This is a genomic window from Pseudoalteromonas sp. BSi20652 (genome assembly GCF_000239855.1).
In the GTDB taxonomy this organism is placed as follows: Bacteria; Pseudomonadota; Gammaproteobacteria; order Enterobacterales; family Alteromonadaceae; genus Pseudoalteromonas.
This window is the reverse complement of the sequence record NZ_BADT01000254.1, coordinates 1-25,694: the sequence shown is the minus strand read 5'-3', so window position 1 is coordinate 25,694 and position 25,694 is coordinate 1. Positions and strand designations below refer to the sequence as shown.

Annotated in this window: 24 protein-coding genes and 3 pseudogenes; 12 read left to right on the top strand and 15 right to left on the bottom strand. The window is 39.1% G+C overall.

Annotated features, from left to right (window positions below):
• The 4 genes and pseudogenes from ftsY to rpoH form a co-directional block, all read left to right on the top strand.
• The coding region (gene ftsY / locus P20652_RS19355) for a signal recognition particle-docking protein FtsY (protein ID WP_050548234.1) at positions 1–1,209 on the top strand (1,209 nt) is incomplete at its 5' end.
• An 85-nt stretch (positions 1,210–1,294) separates the two neighbouring features.
• Positions 1,295–1,972 carry a cell division ATP-binding protein FtsE gene (gene ftsE, locus P20652_RS00180; protein WP_008173054.1) on the top strand — a complete coding sequence of 226 codons (678 nt, stop codon included), beginning with the start codon at positions 1,295–1,297 and terminating at the stop codon, positions 1,970–1,972.
• A pseudogene (ftsX, locus tag P20652_RS00185) lies at positions 1,969–2,956 on the top strand (permease-like cell division protein FtsX). The gene ftsE and the pseudogene ftsX overlap by 4 nt, the downstream one beginning before the upstream one ends.
• A 293-nt stretch (positions 2,957–3,249) precedes the next feature.
• Complete coding sequence (rpoH, locus tag P20652_RS00190) at positions 3,250–4,113, top strand: RNA polymerase sigma factor RpoH (protein WP_008173051.1); 864 nt, start codon at positions 3,250–3,252, stop codon at positions 4,111–4,113.
• 180 nt (positions 4,114–4,293) lie between these two features.
• On the opposite strand, the gene P20652_RS00195 is transcribed toward rpoH, so the two are convergent.
• The 4 genes from P20652_RS00195 to gpmM form a co-directional block, all read right to left on the bottom strand.
• Positions 4,294–5,043 (bottom strand): divergent polysaccharide deacetylase family protein, encoded by a 750-nt coding sequence (locus P20652_RS00195; protein ID WP_086005534.1) that lies wholly within the window; start codon positions 5,041–5,043, stop codon positions 4,294–4,296.
• Between the two features lie 83 nt (positions 5,044–5,126).
• Complete coding sequence (locus P20652_RS00200; RefSeq protein WP_008173046.1) at positions 5,127–6,377, bottom strand: S41 family peptidase; 1,251 nt, start codon at positions 6,375–6,377, stop codon at positions 5,127–5,129.
• A 34-nt stretch (positions 6,378–6,411) separates the two neighbouring features.
• A complete protein-coding gene (locus tag P20652_RS00205) occupies positions 6,412–7,551 on the bottom strand; it encodes a murein hydrolase activator EnvC (RefSeq protein WP_008173044.1) in 1,140 nt (379 codons plus the stop codon).
• Positions 7,552–7,554: 3 nt separating this feature from the next.
• Complete coding sequence (gene gpmM / locus P20652_RS00210; RefSeq protein WP_008173042.1) at positions 7,555–9,099, bottom strand: 2,3-bisphosphoglycerate-independent phosphoglycerate mutase; 1,545 nt, start codon at positions 9,097–9,099, stop codon at positions 7,555–7,557.
• A gap of 338 nt (positions 9,100–9,437) precedes the next feature.
• Here gpmM and P20652_RS00215 point away from each other — a divergent pair, with 338 nt between their 5' ends.
• From P20652_RS00215 to gpsA, 4 genes are read left to right on the top strand one after another with little or no spacing between them, the layout of a single operon-like run.
• Positions 9,438–9,869: a rhodanese-like domain-containing protein gene (locus tag P20652_RS00215; protein ID WP_002957784.1), complete on the top strand. Its 432-nt coding sequence runs from the start codon at positions 9,438–9,440 to the stop codon at positions 9,867–9,869.
• A gap of 31 nt (positions 9,870–9,900) precedes the next feature.
• Positions 9,901–10,158, top strand: coding sequence for a glutaredoxin 3 (gene grxC, locus P20652_RS00220; protein WP_008173040.1), 258 nt, complete (start codon positions 9,901–9,903; stop codon positions 10,156–10,158).
• A gap of 34 nt (positions 10,159–10,192) precedes the next feature.
• The gene (gene secB / locus P20652_RS00225) at positions 10,193–10,678 is read left to right on the top strand and encodes a protein-export chaperone SecB (RefSeq protein ID WP_008173038.1); all 486 of its coding nucleotides are present in this window, start codon (positions 10,193–10,195) and stop codon (positions 10,676–10,678) included.
• 3 nt (positions 10,679–10,681) lie between these two features.
• Positions 10,682–11,689, top strand: a complete 1,008-nt coding sequence (gene gpsA / locus P20652_RS00230; protein WP_008173035.1) for an NAD(P)H-dependent glycerol-3-phosphate dehydrogenase — start codon at positions 10,682–10,684, stop codon at positions 11,687–11,689.
• A gap of 69 nt (positions 11,690–11,758) precedes the next feature.
• Here gpsA and trmL read toward each other — a convergent pair.
• A pseudogene (gene trmL, locus P20652_RS19350) lies at positions 11,759–12,222 on the bottom strand (tRNA (uridine(34)/cytosine(34)/5-carboxymethylaminomethyluridine(34)-2'-O)-methyltransferase TrmL).
• A gap of 109 nt (positions 12,223–12,331) precedes the next feature.
• Between trmL and P20652_RS00235 the strand changes: the two are divergent.
• A complete protein-coding gene (locus tag P20652_RS00235; RefSeq protein ID WP_370587602.1) occupies positions 12,332–13,249 on the top strand; it encodes a cation diffusion facilitator family transporter in 918 nt (305 codons plus the stop codon).
• Here the strand turns inward: P20652_RS00235 and P20652_RS00240 are convergent.
• The 3 genes from P20652_RS00240 to P20652_RS00250 are packed head-to-tail and all read right to left on the bottom strand — an operon-like array spanning position 13,209 to position 16,242.
• The gene (locus tag P20652_RS00240; RefSeq protein WP_008173026.1) at positions 13,209–14,156 is read right to left on the bottom strand and encodes an alpha/beta fold hydrolase; all 948 of its coding nucleotides are present in this window, start codon (positions 14,154–14,156) and stop codon (positions 13,209–13,211) included. The two genes, P20652_RS00235 and P20652_RS00240, sit on opposite strands and share 41 nt — an antisense overlap.
• A gap of 3 nt (positions 14,157–14,159) precedes the next feature.
• Positions 14,160–15,575 carry an ATP-binding protein gene (locus P20652_RS00245; protein ID WP_008173023.1) on the bottom strand — a complete coding sequence of 472 codons (1,416 nt, stop codon included), beginning with the start codon at positions 15,573–15,575 and terminating at the stop codon, positions 14,160–14,162.
• Positions 15,553–16,242 (bottom strand): response regulator, encoded by a 690-nt coding sequence (locus tag P20652_RS00250; RefSeq protein WP_008173022.1) that lies wholly within the window; start codon positions 16,240–16,242, stop codon positions 15,553–15,555. Before P20652_RS00250 ends, P20652_RS00245 begins: the two co-directional genes overlap by 23 nt.
• 189 nt (positions 16,243–16,431) lie before the next feature.
• Between P20652_RS00250 and P20652_RS00255 the strand changes: the two genes are divergently transcribed.
• Positions 16,432–16,920, top strand: a complete 489-nt coding sequence (locus P20652_RS00255) for a Spy/CpxP family protein refolding chaperone (RefSeq protein ID WP_008173019.1) — start codon at positions 16,432–16,434, stop codon at positions 16,918–16,920.
• A 72-nt stretch (positions 16,921–16,992) separates the two neighbouring features.
• Here the strand turns inward: P20652_RS00255 and yacG are convergent, their stop codons facing one another.
• The 7 genes and pseudogenes from yacG to nadC form a co-directional block, all read right to left on the bottom strand.
• Positions 16,993–17,223, bottom strand: a complete 231-nt coding sequence (yacG, locus tag P20652_RS00260; protein WP_007586146.1) for a DNA gyrase inhibitor YacG — start codon at positions 17,221–17,223, stop codon at positions 16,993–16,995.
• A 114-nt stretch (positions 17,224–17,337) separates the two neighbouring features.
• A complete protein-coding gene (gene pilB / locus P20652_RS00265; RefSeq protein WP_008173017.1) occupies positions 17,338–19,014 on the bottom strand; it encodes a type IV-A pilus assembly ATPase PilB in 1,677 nt (558 codons plus the stop codon).
• A gap of 126 nt (positions 19,015–19,140) precedes the next feature.
• Positions 19,141–19,782 carry a dephospho-CoA kinase gene (coaE, locus tag P20652_RS00270; RefSeq protein ID WP_008173014.1) on the bottom strand — a complete coding sequence of 214 codons (642 nt, stop codon included), beginning with the start codon at positions 19,780–19,782 and terminating at the stop codon, positions 19,141–19,143.
• Between the two features lies 1 nt (position 19,783).
• Positions 19,784–20,677 (bottom strand): A24 family peptidase, encoded by an 894-nt coding sequence (locus tag P20652_RS00275; RefSeq protein WP_008173012.1) that lies wholly within the window; start codon positions 20,675–20,677, stop codon positions 19,784–19,786.
• Positions 20,678–20,842: 165 nt separating this feature from the next.
• Positions 20,843–22,062: pseudogene (locus tag P20652_RS19345) on the bottom strand (type II secretion system F family protein).
• Between the two features lie 47 nt (positions 22,063–22,109).
• Positions 22,110–22,556: a prepilin-type N-terminal cleavage/methylation domain-containing protein gene (locus P20652_RS21375; RefSeq protein ID WP_008173006.1), complete on the bottom strand. Its 447-nt coding sequence runs from the start codon at positions 22,554–22,556 to the stop codon at positions 22,110–22,112.
• 492 nt (positions 22,557–23,048) lie between these two features.
• On the bottom strand, positions 23,049–23,900 hold the full coding sequence (nadC, locus tag P20652_RS00285; RefSeq protein ID WP_008173003.1) for a carboxylating nicotinate-nucleotide diphosphorylase: 852 nt from the start codon (positions 23,898–23,900) through the stop codon (positions 23,049–23,051).
• A gap of 237 nt (positions 23,901–24,137) precedes the next feature.
• Between nadC and ampD the strand changes: the two genes are divergently transcribed.
• Together ampD and ampE are read left to right on the top strand one after the other, a co-directional pair.
• The gene (ampD, locus tag P20652_RS00290; RefSeq protein WP_008173001.1) at positions 24,138–24,692 is read left to right on the top strand and encodes a 1,6-anhydro-N-acetylmuramyl-L-alanine amidase AmpD; all 555 of its coding nucleotides are present in this window, start codon (positions 24,138–24,140) and stop codon (positions 24,690–24,692) included.
• A 12-nt stretch (positions 24,693–24,704) separates the two neighbouring features.
• Positions 24,705–25,556, top strand: a complete 852-nt coding sequence (gene ampE, locus P20652_RS00295) for a beta-lactamase regulator AmpE (RefSeq protein WP_008172999.1) — start codon at positions 24,705–24,707, stop codon at positions 25,554–25,556.
• The last annotated feature ends 138 nt before the right edge of the window (positions 25,557–25,694 follow it).

The window sequence follows — 25,694 nt, the reverse complement described above, 5'->3', positions numbered from 1 at the left end:
GCACGCTTAGAGCAGGCACGTATTGAAGCAGAGCAAGCAGAAGCTACACGATTAGAGCAGGCACGTATTGAAGCTGAACAAGCAGAAGCTGAACAAGCAGAAGCTGAACAAGCAGAAGCTGAACAAGCAGAAGCTGCACGCTTAGAACAAGAACGAATTGAAGCAGAGCAAGTAGAAGCTGCACGCTTAGAACAAGAACGAATTGAAGCAGAGCAAGTAGAAGCTGCACGCTTAGAACAAGAGCGTATTGAAGCAAAAGAAGCAGATAAGCCAAAAAAAGAAGGCTTTTTCTCTCGCCTTAAAAAAGGTTTATTAAAAACCCGCCTCAATATTGGTTCTGGGTTTACGTCTATATTTAGTGGTAAAAAAATAGATGATGATTTATTTGAAGAGCTGGAAACCCAGTTATTAACTGCTGACTTAGGCGTTGATACAACCATGAAGTTAATCGATCGATTAACCGATGGAGCAAACCGCAAGCAGTTAAAAGATGGCGACGCACTTTACGAGCTAATGAAGCAAGAAATGGCGACTATGCTTAAAACAGCAGAGCAACCTTTGGTAATACCTGCTGATAAAAAACCATTTGTTATATTAATGGTTGGCGTAAATGGTGTAGGTAAAACAACGACCATTGGTAAGCTCGCCAAGCAATTTCAAAGTGAAGGAAAATCGGTGATGCTTGCTGCTGGCGATACATTTAGAGCCGCTGCAGTTGAGCAGCTCCAAGTATGGGGAGAGCGAAATAGTATTCCTGTTATTGCTCAGCATACTGGTGCTGATAGTGCATCTGTTGTATTTGATGCTTTTCAGGCAGCAAAAGCGCGTAATGTTGATGTGTTAATCGCTGATACAGCTGGCCGCTTACAAAATAAAGACAATTTAATGCAAGAGCTTGAAAAAATAGCTCGTGTAATGAAAAAGATAGATCCTGATGCTCCGCACGAAGTAATGTTAACGATTGATGCAGGTACAGGGCAAAATGCAATTAGCCAAGTAAACTTGTTTAACCAGTGTGTTGGTTTGACGGGTATTACGCTTTCAAAACTAGATGGGACTGCAAAAGGTGGTGTAATTTTTGCTATAGCTGATAAGTTTAATATTCCAATTCGTTACATTGGTGTTGGTGAAAGTATTGATGATTTACGGGCTTTTAAAAGCGATGACTTTATTGATGCGCTATTTAGCCACGATGAGGACGACGTTTAATTTACCAAAAGGGAGCTTGCTCCCTTTTTAATTGCGAGGAATACCAATTGAATTCGCGTTTTTGATGAGGTTGGCATAATAAAAAATGATAAATTTTCAGCAAGTAAGCAAAACTTATCCAGGCGGGCATCGCGCTCTCGAAAAAGTTAATTTTCATATCAAATCGGGCGAACTTGCATTTTTAACAGGCCATAGTGGTGCGGGTAAAAGTACATTATTAAAGTTAATTAGCTTAATGGAGCGCCCATCTGCAGGTAATGTGTTTATCAACGGTGTTGATTTAAATAAGGTTAACTCGCGTCAAATTCCTTATGCTCGTCGTGATATAGGTATTATTTTTCAAAATCATCGCTTATTAGAGCGCTATACCGTATTTGATAATGTTGCTTTGCCTTTGATTATAGAAGGTACTCATCACAATCAAATCGCAAAGCGTGTACATGCAGCGCTCGATAAAGTTGGTTTAATTGATAAAATTAAATGTCACCCGTCTATGCTTTCCGGGGGGGAGCAACAACGCGTAGGTATTGCTCGCGCTATTGTAAACTCGCCGCCAATTTTATTAGCAGATGAACCAACAGGTAACCTCGATCCTGAACTTTCAATGGAAATACTAAAGCTGTTTGAGGACTTTAATAAACACGGCACCACTGTTCTTATAGCGACGCATGACTTAGGTTTGGTTGCACGAATGAAGTACAGAAGCCTAACGTTAAAAGATGGCAGAATGCTCCAAGATCCATTGGCTGAGGGGGCTTTATGAGCTTACTTTTCAAAGGTCGAACAAATAAAAACGAAAAGACAAAAAAAATCTGTATTAGCTGGCGGATACTTTTTTATTATTAATATTTTTCGCCAAGGTGTGTACAGCTTAGGTGAAATGTGGCGTACGCCACTGGCTTCGTTAATGACAATTGCTGTACTTGGTTTGAGTTTAACATTACCGGCTACGCTTTATTTAGTTGTTAAAAACGTTCAGCAAGTAAGTAGTGGGTTTGAAGAAGCAAGCGAAATTTCGTTGTTTGTTAAAGAAAGTATGAGCGAACAAGAAACGCAAACACTAGTAAAGCGTTTAGCGCTATATCCAGAGATAGAAAGTGTCGCGTTTATTTCAAAGCAAGAAGCATTAACAGAGTTTAAAGATATATCAGGGTTTGGACAAGCGCTAGAGTACTTAGATAGTAACCCACTGCCAAATGTTGTATTAGTAACGCCCACCAAACGTCATCGTCAACCTAACGCGGCTAAAACGCTTTTAACTAAGCTGGAGGGAGAGCGCGAGGTCGACTTTGGTAAGCTTGATATAGCATGGTTAGAGCGTTTAAATGCATTGCTGAGTTTACTAAAAGAAAGTGTAATTACTATCACGTTACTCTTGCTTACTTCCGTCACACTAATTATTGGTAACACCATTCGTCTATCTATTATGGATAAAAAAGAAGAGATCCAGGTAATGAAACTAGTAGGTGCTACTAACACGTTTATTCATGCCCCATTTTTATGGACGGGCATATGGTACGGTGTTATTGGTGGTTTATTTGCTTTTATTTGTATTGCTTTGATGATGTGGTGGCTGTCGAGTGCTGTTAGTGGTGTTGCAGGAGTTTACCAAACAAGCTTTTCGTTAATAGGCTTAACATTACAAGAGTTTGGTTTTTTAGTTTTGCTTGCAACAAGTTTAGGCTTTGTTGGATCGTACTTATCTGTAAATCGATATATTAAAGAAATAGAGCCCGACAAAGTATAAGTGAACCAACCTAGCTTGATGCACGTAGGATATCGGACTGGGTTGTACTTGCCGTTATTAAATTGCCATATTTGTGTACTATCCTTCCATAAAGTAATGACTTGTAAACAAGGTGATGCGGCGGGGTTAACCTCCTGCAATCCCTTAATTCATCACTTATTCAGTCGCTTGTAGTAGACTAAATACATACTAAAAACTACTTGATTTATACTTAAAAAAGTTTTAAATTGGGGTTAGCACTCTAAGGTAAAGAGTGCTAAGATAGTTTCAAATGTTTATCACCGAGGTGAAAAATGAGTAAAGATTTATACGCAATGGCACTTACAGTCGGACAACAAAGCGCAAGCATGGACGGTTACCTTCAAGCGGTAAGCACTATCCCTATGCTTAAAGTTGAACAAGAGCAAGAACTTGCTAAAAGGCTTCAGGATGAAGGTGATCTAAGTGCTGCCAAGCAACTCATTATGTCGCATTTACGCTTTGTAGCACATATAGCTAAAAGCTACTCGGGTTATGGTTTACCACAAGCAGACTTAATCCAAGAAGGTAATATAGGCCTGATGAAAGCGGTTAAACGTTTCGACCCTACAGTGGGAGTACGTTTAGTATCGTTTGCAGTGCATTGGATTAAAGCAGAAATACATGAGTTTGTACTAAAAAATTGGCGCATAGTGAAAGTTGCGACAACTAAAGCGCAGCGTAAGTTATTTTTTAATCTTCGTAAAAATAAAAAACGTTTAGGTTGGTTTAACCAATCTGAAGTGAGCACTGTGGCTAGCGAGCTGGGTGTAAGTGAAAAAGAAGTTCGTGAAATGGAATCGCGTATGAGCGGCCAAGATATGGGCTTTGACTTAACTGGCGATGATGACGATAACGCGCCAACAAGTACGTACTCACCAGTACAGTACTTAACAGATGGCGCAGCTGATTTAGCTGATGACGTTGAGCAACAACAGTGGAAAGAGCAAGCGCATACTCGTTTATTTAGCGCACTTAAAACGCTAGACGAACGCTCGCAAGATATTGTAAGTGCTCGTTGGTTGTCAGACGATAAGGCGACTCTTCAAGAGCTGGCACAAAAGTACAGTGTATCTGCTGAGCGTGTTCGTCAGCTTGAGAAAACAGCGATGAAAAAGCTACAAAGCGCTATGAGTTAATAGCACTTTAAGTTAAAAAATTATAAAAGCCCTGCATGAAAATGCGGGGCTTTTTCGTTTTAATTCTAATTAAAATAAAGAATAGGTAAATGCTAAATGGTAAAAAATATAATTACTAATATTGTAAGTAGTTAATGTACAGGGATATATGCCTTTTATCTCTGAGTGGAGAGCGGTTGTTTATCTAGCATTTCCTACTTTTCCATCGCTCTGCGCTAACTGAATATATTTTCTCTCAACCAATTGCGACACAGGTACTAATTCAAAGCCTTGTTTTGTTAGTTCAGGTATTGCATGGCGCAAAAAATTAATCGTTTCAGGATAGGGGTGGGCAATGGCAATAGCAAAACTGTGTTCGGTGGCTTGTTGCTTTAGTTCATTAAGCCTTAACTGTAATTGCTCGGTTGTAGTTATATTATCTAAAAATACTTGGCGGCCAATGTTTGCTACACCTAAAAAGTTAGCGGCATTTTGCGCCTGGCTTAAATCTGTGGTGCGGCTATCTAAAAAATACAAATGGCGCTTTTTAAGTACTTCCATGGTCCATTTCATAGCTTGGCTTTTTTGTGTAAGTGCCGAGCCCATATGATTATTAACGCCTTTAACTTGCGGTAAAGTAGCCAGAGCAGTCCCAAGTGTTTGTTGGAGCTGTTCTTTAGTCATATTTAATGTAAGCGCGCCTGGGCCAAGTTCTTTGCCATTAAGTGCCTGCATAGGAATGTGTAGTAGCAGCTCTTTATTTGATTGACTGGCAAGCGTAGCAAAAATTTGCGAATAAGGTGTATGAGGCAAAATTGAATATGTCAATTGCCCAGGTAAGGAGAGAAACTCTAAGTCTCGTTGGTGATAGCCTATATCGTCAATCACAATTGCTATTTGTTTAGCTCTAACACCTACGGATGCAAAGCAAGTAACGAATAAAGCCCATATTAATATACTTCTGTTTATAGTTTTCACATTTATAATTATAATTATCTGTTTAAGCTCAGCAAGCCGCTCTAAATAAAACGATGTTATTGCATGCTGAGTAATTGTTTTGCTTTAACTAATTGTAGATCGGCTAAATTATCAAAAGTTAATTGCTGAGTACTGTTAGCGTGTTCATTTTTTATTATAGCGACTTTATTGCTTTGTGAAAGACTTGTTTGATTAATCGCCACATCGGGCGTTATTCCAACGCCCTCAATTGATTGACCTGAAGGTGTAAAATATTTTGCAGTGGTGAGTTTTAAGGCTGTATTACCATTGCCTAAGGGAATAAGGGATTGAACAGAGCCTTTTCCAAATGATTGGGTGCCGACTACTTTTGCACGATTATTATCTTTTAAAGCTGCTGCTAAAATTTCAGCTGCAGAGGCTGAGTTTTCATTAATAAGCACAACAATTGGCGCACCTTTCAACACGTCACCTCGTTTAGCATAAAAAGCTTGGTTCGCATCAAAATACCTTCCCTTGGTAGTTACAATAGTACCGCTTTGTAAAAATAGGTCAGATACAGCGACTGCGCTTTTTAAGGTACCACCAGGGTTGTCTCGTAAGTCTATAACCAATCCCTCAAGTGGATAACCATAGTGATTTTGCATTGCTGCAACTTGTAGCGCTACTTCATGCAGAGTGTGGTTGGAAAAACTATTAATAGCCAAGTAACCAGTGCCAGAGTCTAAAATCTGGCTGGTTACGCTCTCTAGGTTTATTTTAGTACGCGTAACGTCAAAAGATACCTGAGATTTACTAGGACCTCGTTGCACGGTTAGATTAATGCTTGCAAATTTACTTTCTCTTATCAAAGTAGCAACTTGATCAATCGTAAGTTTTTCAACAATATTTTTATTAATACTTACAATTATATCGTTAGGTAAAATACCTGCGTTTTTAGCTGGTGAATTATTAACAACACCTATAATGGTAATTTGCTCATTGATGTTTTTAACTTCAATACCAAGGCCCGTGTAGTGGCCATTAGTATTGTCGAATAAGGCGGTGAGTTCTTGCTCGTTTAAATATTTCGAATAAGGGTCGAGTTTTGAGTATAAACGCTCGAATTGTTGATTGTTGTACTCTATATGTGGGCTGTTTTGGAGCTTTAAATCGTCAACGTAGTAGGCATGAATATTAAATAGAATCTCGTCTATCTGTTGACTTTTTAGCTCTTTTACTGAGTTGGCAAAGGCGCTATTGAAAAAGAGAATAAAAGTGAGCAAACACAGGCACATAAAAAGGCCTGTGATTTTAAAGTGATTATTATTTGTTGTTTTATTTTTCATCAGCTGCTCCAAAGCGGTGCAGCGGTTTATTCAATTAAATACGTCTGCACCATTTTACAGGATTTACTGCGCGTCCTTTGTGGCGTATTTCAAAGTATAGACCAGAATTTGCTTGTCCGCCGCTTTGTCCAACTAAAGCAAGTGTTTCGCCTTCACGCACTAGATCGCCTACATCTTTTAGAAGTGTTTGTGCATGGCCGTATAAGCTCATAAAACCTTCACCATGATCTACAACAATTACCCAACCATAGCCCTTTAGCCAATCAGCAAATACAACTTGGCCGTTATGTACGCTATTAATATTAGTGCCTTCTTTTGCACCAATTAATACGCCTTTCCAGTCAATACCCCCATGTTTACGTTGGCCGAATGTGTGCTCTAATTTACCTTTGCTCGGCCAGTCTAATTTGCCTTTGCTTTTATTTAGGCCGAGTAATTCTATTTTCTGTGTTTTTTCTTTTTCGAGCTCTTTAATCGTTGTTACTAAAGTTTGTTGGTTTTCTTTTAAATAGTTTATTGAACTTTTGGTGCTGTTGAGCTGAGCTTGTAAGTTTTTAAGATTAGCCTGGCGTTCACTTTGTGCATTAAGCAATGCAGTTTGACGTCTTTTTTGCTCATCAAATAAAAGCGCTAATTTTTCTTGTGTTTTAACAAGCTCTTCTTGGTTTTGTGCTATTTGCTGTTGAAGTTCTTTTAGATCTTCAATTTGCTCTATTCGCGCTTTATTTAAGTAATTGTAGTAGCTAAGTGTGCGCTCAAATTTGGCAGTGTCTTCTTGATTTAACAGCATTTTAGAATAGTCATCACCACCGGCCACATAAGCGCTTTTTATTTGGGCGGCTAAAATGCGTTGAAATTCGGTATGTTTTTTATCGAGTTGCTCAGCTTTTTGTTGCTGTTGTTTTTGTTGTGTTTTAGTTTTTTTAACGGATTGTTCTGCCATATTTAGGGCTTTGGCATTTTTAGCTATATCGAGCTCGTGGCTTTTAAGGCTTTTTTGTAATTTAGCTATTCTTTTACGTTGGGCGTCATATTCAGCTTGGCTTTGTTCAAGTGCATTTTGAACTTCTGATAAGTCTTTTTTAGTACGATCCTCATTAGCGGCTGCGGGAGCCGCCGCTAACGAAGTTAGTATTAATCCGCACTTAATTAACCGGTTAATACGTCTATTCATGCCTTATTTCAACGTCATTATAGGTTTACCGGTCATTTCACTTGGTTGTTGCATACCCATTAAGTGAAGCATCGTTGGTGCAACATCGCTTAATGCTTTACCTGTTGACGCTGTTGCATCTCGGCCTACATAAATAAACGGGACTGGCTCGCTAGTATGTGCCGTATGCGCTTGACCTGTTTTAAGGTTTGCCATTTGCTCTGCGTTACCATGGTCGGCTGTTATTAATGCTTCACCACCAAACTCTGCAAGTGCATCAACCACTCTACCAATACAGCTATCTACAGCTTCACAGGCTTTGACTGCAGCGTCAAACACACCTGAGTGGCCAACCATATCGCCATTAGGGTAGTTACAAATAATGGCGTCGTATTTGCCGCTTTTAATTGCTGCTATTAGTTTATCGGTTAGCATTTCTGAGTTCATTTCAGGTTGTAAGTCATACGTTGCTACTTGAGGTGAAGGAATAAGCTCACGGGTTTCACCTTCAAACTCACCTTCGCGTCCACCACTAAAGAAAAACGTAACGTGTGCATATTTTTCGGTTTCAGAAATGCGCAGCTGTGTTTTACCATGTTTTTCAAACCACTCGCCAAGTACATTAACCAAAGGCGTAGGTCCAAATGCTACAGGGGCATTAATGTCGGCAGCATATTCTGTCATCATCACAAAGGCGCTAAGCTTAGGCGTTCTTTTTTTAGCAAACCCATCAAAGTCTGGTTCAACAAAAGCACGTGTGATTTCTCGGGCTCTGTCGGCTCTAAAGTTAGCAAATATAAGCGTGTCGCCATCGTTAATAGCGGCCGATTTAGCGCCTTTAGGTGCAATCGTTGTTGCGGCTACAAACTCGTCGTTTTCGTCGCGCTCGTAAGCTGCTTCTAGTGCGGCTGAGCCGTTGTCGTAATTAAAGTCACCTTCAGCTAATGCAATTACGTTGTACGCTTTTTCTACGCGGTTCCAACGATTGTCTCTGTCCATTGCATAGTAGCGGCCAATAAGTGACGCTAAACGACCGCATTTAAGTTCGCTAAATAATGCTTCAATACGTTCGATTGATGCTTTAGCACTACGTGGAGGTGTATCGCGACCATCTAAAAAACCATGAAAGTAGACTTCTTTTGCACCGCGTTTAGCTGCAAGCTTAATACTTGCCACGATATGATCTTCGTGACTGTGAACACCACCTGGACTCAATAACCCCATTATATGTACCGCTTTACCTGCTTTAACGGCTTTATCTATGTTTTTTACTAGTGCAGGTGTTGAATCAAATTCGCCATCGTTTATTGCTTTGGTGATACGGGTAAAATCTTGATAAACAACGCGCCCTGCACCTAAATTTACATGGCCAACTTCTGAATTACCCATTTGACCATCAGGAAGACCAACATCAAAACCAGAAGCTGAAATTAACGTATGAGGGCGTGTAGCCCATAAATCGTCTAATACCGGTGTGTTTGCTGCTAAAATAGCATTACTTTGCTCATCTTCGCGGTATCCCCAACCGTCTAAAATCATTAATACCAATGGTTTTTTATGTTCTGTCATAATAGCTCCTGAAAATTAGTATCTGTTGATGGATACTGTGCACCTAAAAGGTTTATTAGCGTGGTTTTAGCATACCGTGTTTTTAAGCTAGGATCAGCATTGAAAACAAGATATTAAATTTTTTCACCTATACCTCATTGACTAACCTGAACTCTGCTTGAGATAGATTTATTATCCAGAGTTCTTGTTAACTATATATGGGGGGCTTTATCGTTTTTTAAACGTCTCTAAGTGCTCCTAAACTCGCATTTTAGGTTGGTTTGGGTATACTTGCGTGGCTAAAGTACAAAATCCTTAAAACATCACGTTTTAAAACATAATTTCATAGTGGAAGTAGAATGGATCAATATATTGAATTTATTACAAATCATCCCATTTTAAGCCTTGCTTGGGTTGGTATTGTTTTCCTTATTGTTAGTGGCTGGATAAAAAGTAAGCTTTCAGCTGTTCGTCAAATAAATCCCCAGCAGCTTACGTTACTTATTAACCGTGATGACGGTCAAGTAATCGATATACGTGCGCAAAAAGAGTTTAATGCAGGGCGTATTTCTGGTGCTGAGCACTTAAGCCCAGAGAATGCGAAAAAATCTGACTTTTCAAGCCTTGAAAAGTACAAGACTAAACCCATTATAGTTGTATGTACTACAGGTATGACTGCCCAAGGTACTGCAGCCGCTATGAGTAAAGCTGGTTTTGAACGAGTTTACTTATTAGCAGGTGGCATGGGTGCATGGCAATCTGCCAGCTTACCAACTACAACAGGTCGCTAATCAAGTTAGTTAGGCCGATAGAGGATTTATTATGAGTAATGTTGTTTTATACACCAAGGCGTACTGTCCATTTTGTCAGCGTGCTCTTTCGCTTTTAAATAGCAAAGGCGTTGAATACACAAATTATGATATTGGTGTACAGCCTGAGTTACGTGATGAAATGATTACTAAAGCCGGTGGCGCAAGTACTGTACCGCAAATATTTATTAATGATGAACATATCGGTGGCTGCGACGACATGATGGCTATTGAAGCGCAAGGTAAACTTGACGCTAAGTTAAACGCTTAATTTAATTATAATAACGAACAAGTTAGGAATAACAATGAACGAAGAAACTCAAAACGTAGCAGCCCAAGAAAGCGGTGCACAATTTACTATTCAACGCATTTACACTAAAGATGTGTCGTTTGAAACGCCAAACTCTCCGGCTATTTTTCAAAAAGAATGGACGCCAGAAGTTAAGTTAGATTTAGATACACGCTCTAATAAGCTAGACGAAGGTGTATTTGAAGTTGTTTTAGCATTAACCGTTACTGCGTCTATTGGTGAAGAAACTGCGTTTTTATGTGAGATTCAACAAGCAGGTATTTTTACTATTGCTGACGTTGAAGAAGTGCAACTTGCACATATGCTAGGTGCATTTTGCCCTAACGTGTTATTCCCATATGCGCGTGAAGCGGTTTCTAATCTTGTTAACCGTGGAACTTTCCCACAGCTTAACCTTGCGCCAGTAAATTTTGACGCATTGTTTGCACAGTACATGCAACAACGTACTGCGCCAGCTGATCAGGTTACAGCAGACGCATAACTTATGAGTACAGCAACGACAGCTGTTACTGTATTAGGGGCGGGGTCTTACGGCACCGCCCTTGCTATTTGTTTAGCTCGAAATGGTCACAAGGTGACACTTTGGGGGCGCAATAGCAACGACGTTGCCACGCTTGCAGCTGAGCGGAAAAATCAACGTTATTTACCTGATGCCCCTTTCCCCGACACTCTTACTCTTGAAGCTAACTTACAGCATGCCGTTGCTAACAGCGCTATTGTACTAGTTGTTGTGCCAAGTCATGCATTTGGCGATACGCTTGCGCAGATCAAACCAGCATTGCAAGAAGGCGCAAAAGTCGCATGGGCTACCAAAGGGCTAGAGCCTAATACTGGGCGCTTGTTGCAAGAAGTTGCTTTGCAAGAATTGGGTGATGATATTCCATTGGCGGTACTTTCAGGTCCTACGTTTGCAAAAGAAATGGCGATGGGTTCACCTACAGCTATTTCAGTGTCTTCTACGTCGCCTGAATTTGCGCAGCAGCTCGCTGATTTACTTCATTGTGGTCGCTCATTCCGTGTGTATAACAATGATGATTTTGTTGGTATACAGCTCGGTGGTGCGGTTAAGAATGTAATTGCCATTGGTGCCGGTATTTCGGACGGTGTTGGTTTTGGCGCTAATGCGCGTACCGCGCTTATAACCCGAGGCCTTGCAGAGTTAACACGTTTAGGTTGCGCTCTTGGTGCTAAGCCAGAAACCTTTATGGGAATGGCAGGCCTTGGTGATTTAATACTCACGTGTACAGATAACCAATCACGTAATCGTCGATTTGGTTTAGCGTTAGGTAAAGGCGAAAGTGTTGATGCTGCTATTGAGTCAATTGGTCAAGTAGTTGAAGGCTTTAGAAATACCAAAGAAGTGTATTTATTAGCGCAACGTAGCGGTGTAGAAATGCCGATTACCGAGCAAATCTATAAAGTGCTTTATGAAAATAAAGATATGAAAGAAGCTGCAATGGCGCTATTAGGCCGAGAGCAACGTTCTGAATAATTTTATAAGCATTTATAAAACTAAAAAACCGACATTATGTCGGTTTTTTGTTGTTTATCTTAAAGTTATTTACTGCGCGTTAGGAAAACCTAGCTGACGCCACGACTCGTAAACAAATACGGCTACTGCGTTTGACAGGTTCATACTACGGCTATTGGCTTGCATAGGAATACGCACACGCTGCTCTTTTGGCAATGCTTGGATCATATCATCAGGCAGGCCACGAGTCTCTGGCCCAAATACTAGGCAGTCACCAGCTTCGTAACTTGCCTCATGGTGGAATTGACTACCTTTGGTTGTACATGCATATATTTTTTTGGTTTGCATTTTTCGAGGTAGTCTTCAAATGAGGCATGGCGTTGAACGTGACTAAATTCATGGTAATCAAGGCCAGCACGTTTTACGCGCTTATCGTCCCATTCAAAACCTAGCGGCTCAATTAAATGTAATGCATAGCCAGTATTAGCACATAGGCGAATAATATTACCAGTGTTAGGCGGTATTTCAGGTTGGTATAAAACAATATCCAGCATAATGAGCCTTATAAAATAATCTGTGGTTTGACGAAGGGCAGTATACACGAAACCTTTTAAAAAAATGATATACTCAATACATTCAATATAATGATTAATGGATACACGCGTGCATAACCGCAGTTACGAATTTTGGGTTAAAACTTCAAGCATTGTTACCATGGTAATGGTTAGCTTAATGATTGGTGCAAAAACATGGGCATGGCTTACTTCTGGCTCGGCCTCAATGCTTGGCTCGTTAACTGATTCATTAATGGATATTACAGCCACCGCCATGAGCTTTTTAGTGTTAGGTTACGCACTGCGCCCAGCAGATGATGACCATCGATTTGGTCACGGTAAAGCTGAAGCGCTAGCAGGACTTGGGCAAGCCGCATTTATTGCCGGCTCTGGTTGCCTACTTGCTTTTCATGGTATTGAGCGTTTATTTAATCCTATACAGTTAAGTCATTCTTTATTAGGTGTGTGGGTAAGTATTTTTGCTATTGCGTGTACGCTGGTCATTGTATTTGTACAAAACAAAGTGGTTAAGTATACCGATTCAATTGCTATAAAAGCCGACTCAGTACATTACAAAGGTGATTTAATATTAAATGCCGCTGTGCTAGTGGCTATTTTGTTAGCTTATTATGGTGTGTTGTATGCCGATCCCATTTTTGCGATAGGTGTAGCGGGTTATTTGCTTTATAACAGCTGGGATATTGCTCGCGATAGTGCCGACCACCTAATGGATAAAGAACTGCCAGATGATGAAAAACAAAGCATATTTGATATAGCCAAAGCGCATGATGATGTGCACGGCGTGCATGATATTCGTACTCGCCAAGGCGGAAAAGTTAAGTTTATCCAAATGCACTTAGAGCTTGATGATCATTTAAGCTTGATTCGCGCACATAATGTGGCTGATGAAGTAGAGTCAATGCTTAGCGAGCGCTTTGAGTCTGAGGTTGATATACTGATCCACCTCGACCCTTTGTCGGTACTTGCTAAGCCGTCACCGACTCACAAAACTGATACAAACCTTTAAGCAGTGGCTCGCGTATTTCATCACGTTCAAAAAACAGCTCGTGTTTAGCGCCTTCAAAGCTTTTAAGTACAGTGTTTACGTGTCTGTTTGCTAATTTATATTGGGCATTGTTATCAACCACTTCGTCGTTTTGCGCACTGGCAATATACAGTGGAATAGACACGCTTAAATTATCCACCGAAGTTATAAATGCAAACGTCGCATTTAGCCAACCGTAAGTAACACCGCCGAGCTGTAGTAATGGCTCTTCTTGATATGTTTGCCTAAATAGCTCGTAACGCACTGGACTGCTGGTTAATACATTTGTAGCAAATTCATCGGGTATGTAATCGGTTTGCCCTAGTGCGTAATTGTCTTTTTGACCCAAAAGGGTAGCGGTACTTGCTATTAATTTAGCTAAAGGTTTTGGTGTGTTTTTTGTATAAATATCAAGCATAGGCGCTGATAAAAACGCGCCACTAAAATTGTGTTCAAAATGCGCAAGATAATCAAATGCTATGGCGCCGCCCATTGAATGACTCACTAATACCTTTTTACCTTGCCAATGAGTATCCACTATTTGTGTATTAAATAAGTTTAGGTCTGCGCTGTAATCTTTAAATTCATTAACATGGCCTTTGTGCTTGTTTGGTAGGTGGCGATAAGAGCGGCCTTGTCCTTGGTGGTCGGCTATAAATATGGCAAAATTATTGTTATAGAGCTCCCACAGCAACTCTTTATATTTATCTAAGCCTTCAAGGCGTCCCGAGCTTATTACAATGGCATTTTTGGCTTTATCAGGTATTGCATAAGCATAAAACAATTGCCCGTTAGGCGTATCTAAATAAGCTTTAATTAGCGTGTTTTTATAAAAGTTATTAATTGTTATTTGATTACTTTTAAGCTCACGCTCACTACTATAAAACATGCTTTACTCTTTTATTAATGGCAAGGTTATATTAGCACACAAGCCACCTTGTTCTTTATTTGATAATACTAAACTGCCGTCATGTGCAGCAATAGCATTTTTAGCAATCGCAAGCCCTAAACCTGTGCCACCACTTACGCGATCCCGCGCATCTGATTGTCTAAAAAAGGGCTCGCAAAGCTTGCTCAATTGGCCATTAGGCACACCTGGGCCGTCATCACATATTTCTATATAAACTGCGTCAGCATGCTTTAGAGTAATGCTAATTGTATTGTGTGCGTATTTAATAGCGTTGCGGAGTAAGTTTTCAAGCGCACTGGCAATAAGGCCTTCGTCGCAATTAATGTTTACGTCTACAGCGCCCACTATATTTAGCTGCTTATTATTTTGTTTTGCTTCAAACTGCGCATCGTTAATAACGTGATCTACAATTATTTGTAATGATTGTTTTTGTAGTGAAAGTGCTTGGCTTTTTGCTTCTAAGCGAGAAACTTGCAGCACGTCGGCAATCATCTTATCAAGCTGGTTCGCTTCTTTTTCTATGCGTAATAAATACGATTGGCTAGCGTCGTTAGCTTGCATTTGTGCAAGTCCGGTAGCCATTTTTAAACGCGTAAGAGGCGATCGTAATTCATGTGATATGTCGGCTAATAAGCGTTTTTGAGAACTAATTAAAAGCTCTAACTGATTAGCCATGCTGTTAAAATCTCGCCCTAGTACTCCTAGCTCATCTTTTCGGTTTACAGAAATCGCAGCTCGAGCGCCTAAGTCACCAGCAGAGAGTCTTACTGCTGCTTTTTTAAGGCTGTTTATAGGCGCAATTAAGTTACGACTAAATAAAAAACTTAAAATAAGCGAGGCGATCATAGCAATAGAAACTTTCATCCAACTTGGCATAAGTTTTAAGCGTATAAACAAAGGCGGTTGATTGTTGATGTCTATTTCGTATAAGTAAAAGTTACCTTCGGGCACTTTTATTTGAATTGGTCCAAATGCTTGATACTTTTCAGTAAAAATAATTTGTGGTGACATACTTTTTGTAAAGTTAAGTAAGCTTAAATCTACATCTATAGGCACATCTTTATTTGTTAAAGAGTCCTCAGGTTGCTCAGCACTTAAATATAATAACTTACGCTTTGATAAGCGCGTGTGGGACAACGTGTTGCTAAGTGAGCGCTTATGCTTTACAACTGAGCGCTCTATGCTTTTAGCTGTATAGATTAAGTTTTTTTCCATTGGGCCATGTAATGGCTCATTACTCACTGCATTGATCACCGTAATATTACTTAAAAAAATCAGGGCTGTAACGGTGCCAATTATAGTTAACCAAAACCATATAAATATTTTAAAAAATAAATAATGGCCAGGATGCTTAACCCAAGACATAGAGCTTACTTTATTCCCCTTGGATAAAGACATAACCCGTACCTCGCATTGTTTTAATTCGCTCACCTGAAATATGCTCAGCTATTTTTTTACGGATATTACTTACATGCATATCAATAGAGCGGTCGAATGAAGCGAGGCGACGACCTAACACTTCTTCGCTAATTTGCTCTTTACTAACCACTTCACCTGCATTTTTACACAATAGTGTGAGTATTTCGTACTCTGTACCAGTAAGAGTCAGTGTAGAGCTGTCTATTGAGGCCTCTCGCGCTGCAAGGTTAACAGTAATACCATTAACGAGTAACTTACTGGTTGCGGCTAAATTTAAGCTATTAATGTGCTCTATACGGCGTGTTATCGCTTTTACGCGGGCTAGCAATTCACGATGATTAAAAGGCTTTGGAATGTAATCATCAGCGCCTAGCTCTAGACCAAAAATACGGTCAAAGTCTTCACCTTTTGCAGTAAGCATTATTACCGGTGTGAGTTTTGTTTGCCTAAGTTGTTTAAGTACTTCAAAACCATCAAGCGTTGGTAACATTACATCTAGCAATATAAGGGCGTAGTCATTTGCTTGTGCTAGTTTAAGGCCCTGCTCACCGTCGTGTACGCTTTGTATTTCAAACCCTTGGGCAGTTAAATATTCACTTAATAGCTCACAAAGGCCAGTATCGTCATCAATCATTAATAGTTTCATTCACAAACCCTTAGAGTTGTTTATAGCGTTATTTTACCCGCTAAATAGTGCAAAGGTGAATCTTTACACAACCTTTACACTGCTTTGCGTTACTTTGCGTTGAGCTAGGTATAGTTAACTCAGTTGATTAAGCAGTTACAAACAACCGAACTGAACCAATAGTTAAACCAAATAATTAAGGTAATGATTATGACTAAATTAAACACACTTTCAAAATTAGTACTTATCTGTGGCTTAGCAACAGCAACGCTTGGTGCTGGTAGCGTATTAGCTAAAGGCGACGGGCATAAGCAAGGCCATTCTCAAGCTCGTTTTTTACTTTCTGATCGCGGCGTTGAAAAATTAAGCCTAACAGATGAGCAGCAAACTAAGCTAAAAGCTATTTTTGAAGCGCAAAAAACACAAATGAAAGCACTGCGTGGCGACGATAAAGAAGCCCGTAAAGCGATGCGTGAAGCGCACAAAGCAAAAATGGATGCATTACTTTCATCTGCAACATTTGACGAAAATGCAGCAAAAGAGCTATTAAATGAACGCCATGAAAAAGGTGAGCAATTTGGTTTAATTAAACTAAAAACGCAGCACCAAGTAATGCAAGTACTTAACGCTGAGCAAAAAGAGAAGTTTGCTAAAATGCAAAAGCGCATGAATAAAAAGCACCGTAAACAAAAAAGTTAATTTTACTTTTTTGTAAATACTAAAAAACCAGCTTAATGCTGGTTTTCGTATTTAGGGCGTTATGAAGATAAATTACTTAAAAAAGTCATCTTCATTTTTAGCCAGCATAGCTTCAATATCTTCAATCATGTCTTGGCTAAACTCTTCTGCGGACGTGATTGGTGCAGAAATTCTGTTATTTTCAAACGACCATTCACCTAAATCAATTAGCTGACAGCGTTTTGAGCAAAAAGGGCGAAATGGGCTTTGCTCTGACCATTCAACTTTAGTTTTACAGGTTGGGCAGTTTACAATAGTAGGCATAATTTACTCTTTACAATCTTTTTCTGCATTTTACATTACTTAGATATGAGTCTCTAGGTATAAGTAAGGCTCTGAATTTAGTGTTCAGAACCTTGTAGCTTTTACTATGGACCTTTAAAAATTAGTCACGCGATTAATTTCACCGAGGGATGTAAGGCCATCGGCTGCTTTGCGTAAACCTGATAAACGTAAATTATTAAATCCGGCTTTAAGTGAAACATCAGCTATTTCAAGCGAGTTACCACCGCGCATAATAATTTGGGCAATTTCAGGAGTAATTTGCATTACTTCGTAAATACCCACTCGGCCTTTATAACCATCGGTACAGCTATCACACCCTTTAGGGGTATATAACGTCATTTCTTCAATTTGCTTGGCACTAAAACCTTGTCGAGCTAGTTCTTCACTCGGAAGTTGTTCTGGCGTTTTACATTTAGGGCACAAGCGACGTGCTAAACGCTGGGCTATTATTAAGCTGATTGAACTTGCTACGTTATAAGCGGGCACACCCATATTTAATAAACGGGTGATTGTTTCCGGCGCTGAGTTTGTATGCAATGTTGATAAAACCAAGTGACCTGTTTGCGCTGCTTTTATTGATATTTCTGCGGTCTCTAAGTCACGTATTTCACCTACCATAACTACATCAGGATCTTGACGTAAAAATGCACGCAGTGCGTTGGCAAAAGTCATATCGGCTTTAATATTAATTTGTACTTGGTTTACACCTTCAAGGTTAATCTCAACCGGATCTTCCGCAGTACTAATATTACGCTCTGGCTGGTTTAATATATTTAAACCTGTGTATAGCGATACTGTTTTACCTGAACCCGTTGGCCCTGTTACCAATATCATTCCTTGAGGCTGGGCAAGCGCATCCATGTATAGCTTTTTCTGCTCAGGCTCATAGCCTAATACGTCAATGCCTAACATAGCGCTTGATGAATCAAGAATACGCATTACTATTTTTTCGCCCCACAAGGTAGGCATAGTACTTACACGAAAGTCGATACTTTTGCGTTCAGTTATTTTTAGTTTTATACGACCATCTTGTGGTTTACGTTTTTCGGCAATATCAAGCCTCGACATAACCTTAATACGCGCAGAAAGCTTGGTTGCTAATGTATTGGGTGGGCTTGCCACTTCGTGCAAAATGCCATCAATACGAAAGCGAATACGGTACTTGTGCTCATATGGTTCAAAGTGTAAATCAGAGGCGCCTTTTTTAATGGCATCCATTAAAATTTTGTTGATGTAAACGATGATAGGCGCATCATCTTTATCGTCATCTTGGGGGGCTGTATCTCTTTGGCTTTCTGAGTCTAAATCAGCAAATTCTTTAAATTCGTCATCCGTTAAATTTAAGCTGCCAGTGGCATCTAGCAACTGCTCAATTTTGTTATCGAGTTGAATATAATCAACTACAACAATTTCGCATGAAAGACCGGTACTGAACTCAAAGTTTTCGAATGCGCCGTAATCTGTTGGGTCTGATGCTGCTATGTAAACTTTTCGACCTTTTTGAACAAGGGGTAAAATATGGTGCTTGCGAATAAGTTTTTCTTTTACAAGATCGGCTGGGATTTTTGTAGGGTCAAAATCTTTTAAATCAAAATAAGGTACGCGAAACAAATCAATACATTGTTCAGCTAAATCTTTACTATCGATTTTTCCACATTTAGAAATAAGCTCTGCTGTTGAGGCAAATTCATTTTGTTTGTTTTTAACCGTGTCGGCATCAATGCGGCCAAGGGTTATAAATTTTCTCAATAACGGTGAGTTAATATTCATTGCGCACCTGTTTTATTCCTTCAATAGTAAGTAATTTATCAGAAAAAAGAAGGGGATTACATCACCTTTCATTCTTTGTTGTGATTTTACTAACTAAAATACGAGTTTGTGTGAGTTAGGAACGTGTTAATGTGAGTTAGTTTTGTTGTGTAATGCATATTGTAGGTACTTTTTATGAAGATCAACAAGTTCTATATGCACTAGGCTTAAACTACGGTCGTTATTTAAAATATCATCCGCCTTTTGCTGTTTATCGGTACGTGACATTTGCGAGGCAATAATACTTTTAACTTGCTCACTACTTGTGTTGTCACGTTTTGCTGTACGCGCTATTTGTACAGAGGTTGGCACATCAATAAGTAAGGTATGGTCGCAATATTTATCAAGGTTGTTTTCAAACAATAAAGGTGCAACTAAAACAACATAGGGGCTAGTTGCATTATTTAAATCGGTTAGTATTTTTATCCGTATAAGAGGGTGTAGCAACGCATTAAGCCATTTTTTGTCATGGTTGTTAGTAAATATTTTTGCACGCAGCTCTGCTCTATTTAATGTGCCATCAGGCAATAAAATATGTTCACCAAAGTGTTGGGTAATTGCTTTTAACCCTTCACTATTTGGGAGTACTACTTCACGCGCAATTACATCGGCATCAACTATTGTAATACCAAGCTCTTCAAACATATTGCTTACGGCTGTTTTACCACAGCCAATACCACCTGTTAAACCTAATACCCAGCTATTAACTTTAGTAATTTGTTCACTCATTTTAATAACCAATTAAATTAAAATAAGCGCCTTGAATTTGGTTGCCCCAAAGCATTACAATCCAACCAGCTATCGCTAAATAAGGCCCAAAAGGGATAGGGGTCGCTTTGTCTTTACCTTGTATGCTCAGCAGTGCAATACCTATGATGGCACCTACTACGCTCGAAAGTAGAATAATTGTAAGTAATGACTGCCAGCCAAGCAAAGCACCAAATACAGCGAGTAGTTTAAAGTCGCCATAGCCCATGCCTTCTTTACCGGTTAATAACTTAAATAGCCAAAACACGGTCCATAAGCTTAAATAACCGCAAGCCGCGCCAATAATGGCATCGGTTGGTGTAATTGTGTAACCCATTACAGAGGCAATAAGTGCAAGCCATACAAGCGGAAGTGTAAGTTGGTCTGGCAGCAACATGTGGTCAATATCAATAAAGGTTAGTGCAACTAAAATCCACGTTACAAAAATATATAATAAAGCTTGCTCGGTCGCACCAAAGCTATAGGCAACAATTAAACTTAATAGGGCAGTAATTAGTTCTACAGCAGGGTAGCGAGCCGAAATAGGGTTACTGCAACTTGCGCATTTACCTTTGAGTGCTAACCAACTAATAATAGGAATATTCTGCCAAGGCTTAATGGCTGTTTTACATTTAGGGCAGGTAGAATTGGGTTTTACTAAGTTAAAAGGCTCATTGATATTGGCTTGTTTAGATTTATTAGCTGTAAGCTCATCATCTAGCAATATACGGCATTCGCTTTGCCACTCACGTTGCATCATCAGTGGTAAGCGATAAATAACTACATTTAAAAAACTACCAATACATAAACTAATTAAGCCAACTGTGGTTAAATAAAACCACAATTGGCTTTGCATTACTTCTATAATACTTTGCATTATATTACCTGAAAACTGTTCTAAAAGATTAAGTGTCTAAAAATTAAGTGAAATTATTATCACAAAGAGAAATAAAAGAGAGTAAATGAGAAGACATTAATAGCTATACCTTATTAAAAAAGTGAGCTTTCTTTTTTATTTCCTATAAATTGTTATTTTTAATTATTAAATTACAGAACCTAATTGGAAAATAGGTAAATACATCGCGATAATTAAGCCACCAACGAGTACACCAAGTACGGCCATAATAAGTGGCTCAAGCAAGCTTGAAAGGCCGTCTACTGCATCATCAACTTCTTGCTCATAAATAGTGGCTACTTTAGCAAGCATGCCATCTAGTGAGCCAGACTCCTCACCAATAGCGACCATTTGTATTACCATATCAGGGAAAATTTTAGAGTTGCGCATTGCCCAGTTCATCTGATTACCTGAGCTCACTTCAACCTTAATATCTAAAATGGCATAACGATATACTGCATTGCCGGAAGCGCCTGCGGCAGAGTCAAGCGCATCAACGAGCGGCACACCAGCAGCAAAAGTGGTCGAAAGCGTTCTTGCATAGCGAGCAACAGCTGCTTTATTTAAAATCATACCGATAACAGGCAGTTTTAGTATGGCCCTGTCGGTTGCATCCCTGAGTTTTAGGCTTTTTAATTTTGCTTCTTTAAAAGCATAACCGAAAGCGACTATGGCTATTAGTATCATCCACCAATATGTTTGCATAAATTCAGATATACCAATTACAAATAAAGTAAAAGCAGGGAGTTCAGCGCCAAAGCCATTAAAAATGTCTTGAAATTGAGGTACAACAAATATTAAAAGGATAGAAGTAACTATCAGCGCGACCACTAAAACAGCAATCGGGTAAAACATTGCTTTTTTATTTTTGATTTGAGTGCTTCAGACTTTTCTTTGTATAAAGCTACGCGGTCGAATATTTTATCAAGAGAGCCTGATTGTTCACCTGATGCAACTAAGTCACAATATAAATCATCAAAATAGCGAGGGTGTTTTCTTAGTGCAGAATTAAGAGTTTGGCCGGCTTTGACTTCATCGGCAATAGTTCCCATTAGTTTGCTAATACTTTTATTAGTAGAGCCTGAACCAATCATTTCAATCGATTGAATTAATGGTACTCCTGCCATTAACATGGTGGCAATTTGACGAGTAACTAAGGATATGTCTTTAGGGATTATTTTTTGGACACTTTCTAAACCAAACAAAGGTTTTGCTTTACGCTTAACTTTAGATGGTGTTATGCCTTGTTTACGTAATTGGGCTTTCACCAAGGCCATACTAGAACTCGCTAGCTCTCCTTCAAGGCGTTTACCTCTAGCACTTACTCCAACCCATTGAAATGTATCTAGCTTATTTGTTTTTTTCATGATTCATCAAATAAAAAGGGCTAAACAGCCCTTTTATAAATTGCTTATTAACAAAGGTTAGAAATTCTTGTTTGCGTAGAGCATGAGCCACTTACTTCAAACACATATGTAGAAGGCGCTGGTAATGCAGGATCGATATCAGGTGGTGTTAAAATGTATGTATAGGCACCAGCTGAGGCTGTAGCTGTAGCTACAATTGCGCCTGTAGCTGGTGTAATAGTAACAGAGGCTAAGTTATCATTAGCTGCTGGTGCTGCTATTCCTAAAAGGCCAAAATTATTACAAGCAGCTAAGCTATTATTGTTTTCTTGAAGGCACTGCGCCATCGTGAATTTAACTGATGCTGCAGAAGTTTTAACTTCAGAAAAACGTGCTTTTAGTGTGTAATCTTGATAAGCAGGTAATGCTACTGCTGCTAAAATACCGATGATTGCTACTACAATCATTAATTCAATTAGGGTGAAACCCTGTTGTTTTTGAGTCATTGTTTTCATGTTTCCTCTCCTAAAGGATAGATTTTTGTAACTTAAATCAATTAAGCGGCAAAATGCCTCACTTAATTTAACTGATTTACTTTACAGTTTTACTTAAAATTAATTTTATTACACTTTAGCTTTAGAGTATGAAACACAAAAGCCGTATGTGAATTCACTATGTTTAGTACTAACTATAAAAGTTTACTAAGTGCACTACATGTTGTAGCAAAAAATAGTATAAGTATAAAGTAAGTAGTTTAGTTGCTTTGGTTTTGAATTTTGTTTTTAAAAACTAAAGAGCGACTAAAAGTTCTAATTATTTATGACTAACTTTTAAAATAAAATAGTACTACATAATTAGTCTACCATTTTATTTTAGTATTAGGCACGGATCTTTGTTAAAAAAATGACTTTTTTAACAAAATGTTAAAAAGCAATGCTTTTGGATTATTTAATGCCTTTTTTTCTAGCTTGTCAATTGATTAGCGCTATTAATTAACAGATATTGTTTTAAATTTGTTCAAAACGCATTGATAAATCGATTGATTGTATGTTTTTTGTTAATGCGCCGCTTGATATAAAATCGACGCCGGCTTGTGAATAAGTTTTGAGCGTTTCTAGGGTCATATTGCCGGAAACCTCTAATTTAGCGCGTTTGTTGGTCAAAATTACCGCTTGTTTAATTTGCTCTACGCTAAAATTGTCGAGCATTATTATGTCGGCACCAGCTTCAATTGCTTGCTTAAGTTCAGGGAGTGATTCTACTTCGACCTCTACAGGTTTCTTTGGGTGGTTTTGTTTAGCTTGAGCTACGGCTTTGTTTATTGTGCCACAAGCCGCTATATGATTTTCTTTAATTAAAAAAGCGTCAAATAATCCAATACGATGGTTTGCACCCCCGCCACATTTTACTGCGTATTTTTGAAGAGCGCGCAGACCTGGAATTGTTTTGCGTGTGTCGAGTAATTGCGTAGTTGTACCACTTAACTCTTTTACATAATGCGCTGTAGTCGTCGCTGTGCCTGATAAAGTTTGTACAAAGTTAAGTGCAGTACGTTCGGCGGTTAATATTGAACGAGCCGAGCCAATAGCGGTAAATAATGTGCTGTTTGCTTTAACTGCGTCGCCGTCGTTTATTAGTACATTAACTTTAACGCTTGGGTCTACTTGTTTGAATACTTCAAGGATGATGTCTTTCCCGCAAAAAATGCAGTCTTCGCGGGTGATTACTTTGGCGTTGGCTTGCTCGCTCTGAGGGATAAGCTGCGCGGTAATATCGCCTTCTTGAGCTGTTTGATAATTTAGATCTTCGTCGAGTGCAAGAGTGACAAGTTGGCTAACTAAAGAGTGCGGGATAGACATAATAAAAGCTCATAAGCGTTAATAAATTAAGCAAATTTTACTATGTTTATAAAAGAAAGAGAAGCGATTGCCTTTTCGCCAATATAAAGATAAGCGCTTGAAGTAAATTCGCACCTACGTGTGGGGTTGAATTATCTGTATGTGAGGTTTTATACCTCGCTTGTTACTATCATTTTTTTAATAAATCCTTTAGCATCAGTGCTATGTATATCTTGATATTTATATAATAAACGTATCATGAAAATAGATTTAAACGGTGTTTTAAGTACGGTAGCGCAGCGGCCTTGTTCGCATTTTGATGAGCGCCCTGATGAGACTGATATTTCTTTATTGGTTATTCACAATATATCATTGCCAGCAGGACAGTTTGGTACACCTTTCGTTGATGAGTTATTTATGGGGTGCATAGATTGTAATGCTCATTCGAGTTTTAGTGACTTAAAAAATTTACGTGTATCGGCGCATTGCTTTATAAAGCGCACCGGTGAGGTTATACAGTATGTGCCTTTTGAAAAGCGCGCTTGGCATGCAGGGCAATCTGAGTTTGAGGGGTTACCTGCTTGTAATAACTTTAGCATTGGCATTGAGCTTGAAGGTACCGACACCACGCCATATTCTTTAGCGCAGTACAAAGTATTAACTACACTTAGTAAATATATAATGCAACGCTATCCAAAAATTACCCCTTCGCGTATTGTGGGGCATTGCGATATTGCCCCTGGGCGTAAAACAGATCCTGGCAGTAGCTTTAATTGGCCATTGTTTTTTAATATGCTTGAACAACTAAGTTAGAGAGTTATTCCCATGATTTTAGTTTCTATAATAATTGCATTAATACTCGAGCGTTTAGGAGCTCGGTCTAACTACTGGCAGATAAGTTATTACGCAAATGGTTATTTAAATCGCTCTAATAAATTACTCGCGGATAAGGGCTTATTTAGCTCAGCACCGGGCTTTTTAATTTGGCTTTTACTTCCAGTGATTGCGATGGCACTAATTTATTGTTTGTCAGATTTTGTGTTATGGCAGTTAGCTATTAATATTGCTGTGCTTTTAGTGTGCTTTGGTTGTGCTAAGCAGCGTGCTTTATATAAGTCGTACTTAAATGCGTTAACGCGCGACGATGGTACCGCTGCATCATTATATGCGTTGCAAATAGGTCAAAAGCGTACTGAAGGCATCGATGGTGGCGAAACCTTTGGGCAAACATTGGCATGGGTAAACTTTAGATTTTACTGCGCGGTTATTTTTTGGTTTGTTGTTTTAGGCGCTCCAGGTGCGGTTTTATATGCACTGGTACGTACTTTAGCTGATTTAGTACGAGAAGATCATAAAGTAATATTTGCTAAGCGTTTTAAACTTATACATAAACTACTGTTCTGGCTCGACTGGTTACCTGCACGTATTACCAGCTTTGGTTATTTAGTAATAGGTAACTTTAATAAAGGCACAAGCTGTTGGCTACGTTACGTACTTAACTTTAAATCTCCAAACCGAGAAGTAGTAACATGTACTGCGCTGGCTGCAGAGCAAGTTGAAAAGCGTTATTACGGCTGTACCTACGAAGCCACTTGTATGATTAAGCTGGTTAAGCGCAATGTATTATTTTACTTAGTACTTATAGCGCTACTTACATTATTTGGTGGGCTATCGTAGTCGCGACTTTACATCGCGCATTGTGTTTTCGGTTGGGAGATTAGTTGCTAAATGTCGCGGGGTAAACCCGCTGCTACGATATTTTCGTATTCGCGATTTTACGTCGTGCATTGTGTTTTCGGTTGGGTAGATTAGTTG

Excerpts from the sequence above, each read along its gene's own strand:
- P20652_RS21375 (WP_008173006.1), bottom strand. The coding sequence starts at position 22,556 with ATGAAAACAATGACTCAAAAACAACAGGGTTTCACCCTAATTGAATTA.
- grxC (WP_008173040.1), top strand. The coding sequence starts at position 9,901 with ATGAGTAATGTTGTTTTATACACCAAGGCGTACTGTCCATTTTGTCAG.
- P20652_RS00205 (WP_008173044.1), bottom strand. The coding sequence starts at position 7,551 with ATGAATAGACGTATTAACCGGTTAATTAAGTGCGGATTAATACTAACT.
- ampD (WP_008173001.1), top strand. The coding sequence starts at position 24,138 with ATGAAAATAGATTTAAACGGTGTTTTAAGTACGGTAGCGCAGCGGCCT.
- gpsA (WP_008173035.1), top strand. The coding sequence starts at position 10,682 with ATGAGTACAGCAACGACAGCTGTTACTGTATTAGGGGCGGGGTCTTAC.
- secB (WP_008173038.1), top strand. The coding sequence starts at position 10,193 with ATGAACGAAGAAACTCAAAACGTAGCAGCCCAAGAAAGCGGTGCACAA.
- ampE (WP_008172999.1), top strand. The coding sequence starts at position 24,705 with ATGATTTTAGTTTCTATAATAATTGCATTAATACTCGAGCGTTTAGGA.
- coaE (WP_008173014.1), bottom strand. The coding sequence starts at position 19,782 with ATGAGTGAACAAATTACTAAAGTTAATAGCTGGGTATTAGGTTTAACA.
- rpoH (WP_008173051.1), top strand. The coding sequence starts at position 3,250 with ATGAGTAAAGATTTATACGCAATGGCACTTACAGTCGGACAACAAAGC.
- P20652_RS00215 (WP_002957784.1), top strand. The coding sequence starts at position 9,438 with ATGGATCAATATATTGAATTTATTACAAATCATCCCATTTTAAGCCTT.
- ftsE (WP_008173054.1), top strand. The coding sequence starts at position 1,295 with ATGATAAATTTTCAGCAAGTAAGCAAAACTTATCCAGGCGGGCATCGC.
- P20652_RS00275 (WP_008173012.1), bottom strand. The coding sequence starts at position 20,677 with ATGCAAAGTATTATAGAAGTAATGCAAAGCCAATTGTGGTTTTATTTA.
- gpmM (WP_008173042.1), bottom strand. The coding sequence starts at position 9,099 with ATGACAGAACATAAAAAACCATTGGTATTAATGATTTTAGACGGTTGG.
- P20652_RS00255 (WP_008173019.1), top strand. The coding sequence starts at position 16,432 with ATGACTAAATTAAACACACTTTCAAAATTAGTACTTATCTGTGGCTTA.
- P20652_RS00200 (WP_008173046.1), bottom strand. The coding sequence starts at position 6,377 with ATGAAAAATAAAACAACAAATAATAATCACTTTAAAATCACAGGCCTT.
- nadC (WP_008173003.1), bottom strand. The coding sequence starts at position 23,900 with ATGTCTATCCCGCACTCTTTAGTTAGCCAACTTGTCACTCTTGCACTC.
- P20652_RS00250 (WP_008173022.1), bottom strand. The coding sequence starts at position 16,242 with ATGAAACTATTAATGATTGATGACGATACTGGCCTTTGTGAGCTATTA.
- P20652_RS00245 (WP_008173023.1), bottom strand. The coding sequence starts at position 15,575 with ATGTCTTTATCCAAGGGGAATAAAGTAAGCTCTATGTCTTGGGTTAAG.
- pilB (WP_008173017.1), bottom strand. The coding sequence starts at position 19,014 with ATGAATATTAACTCACCGTTATTGAGAAAATTTATAACCCTTGGCCGC.
- yacG (WP_007586146.1), bottom strand. The coding sequence starts at position 17,223 with ATGCCTACTATTGTAAACTGCCCAACCTGTAAAACTAAAGTTGAATGG.
- P20652_RS00240 (WP_008173026.1), bottom strand. The coding sequence starts at position 14,156 with ATGTTTTATAGTAGTGAGCGTGAGCTTAAAAGTAATCAAATAACAATT.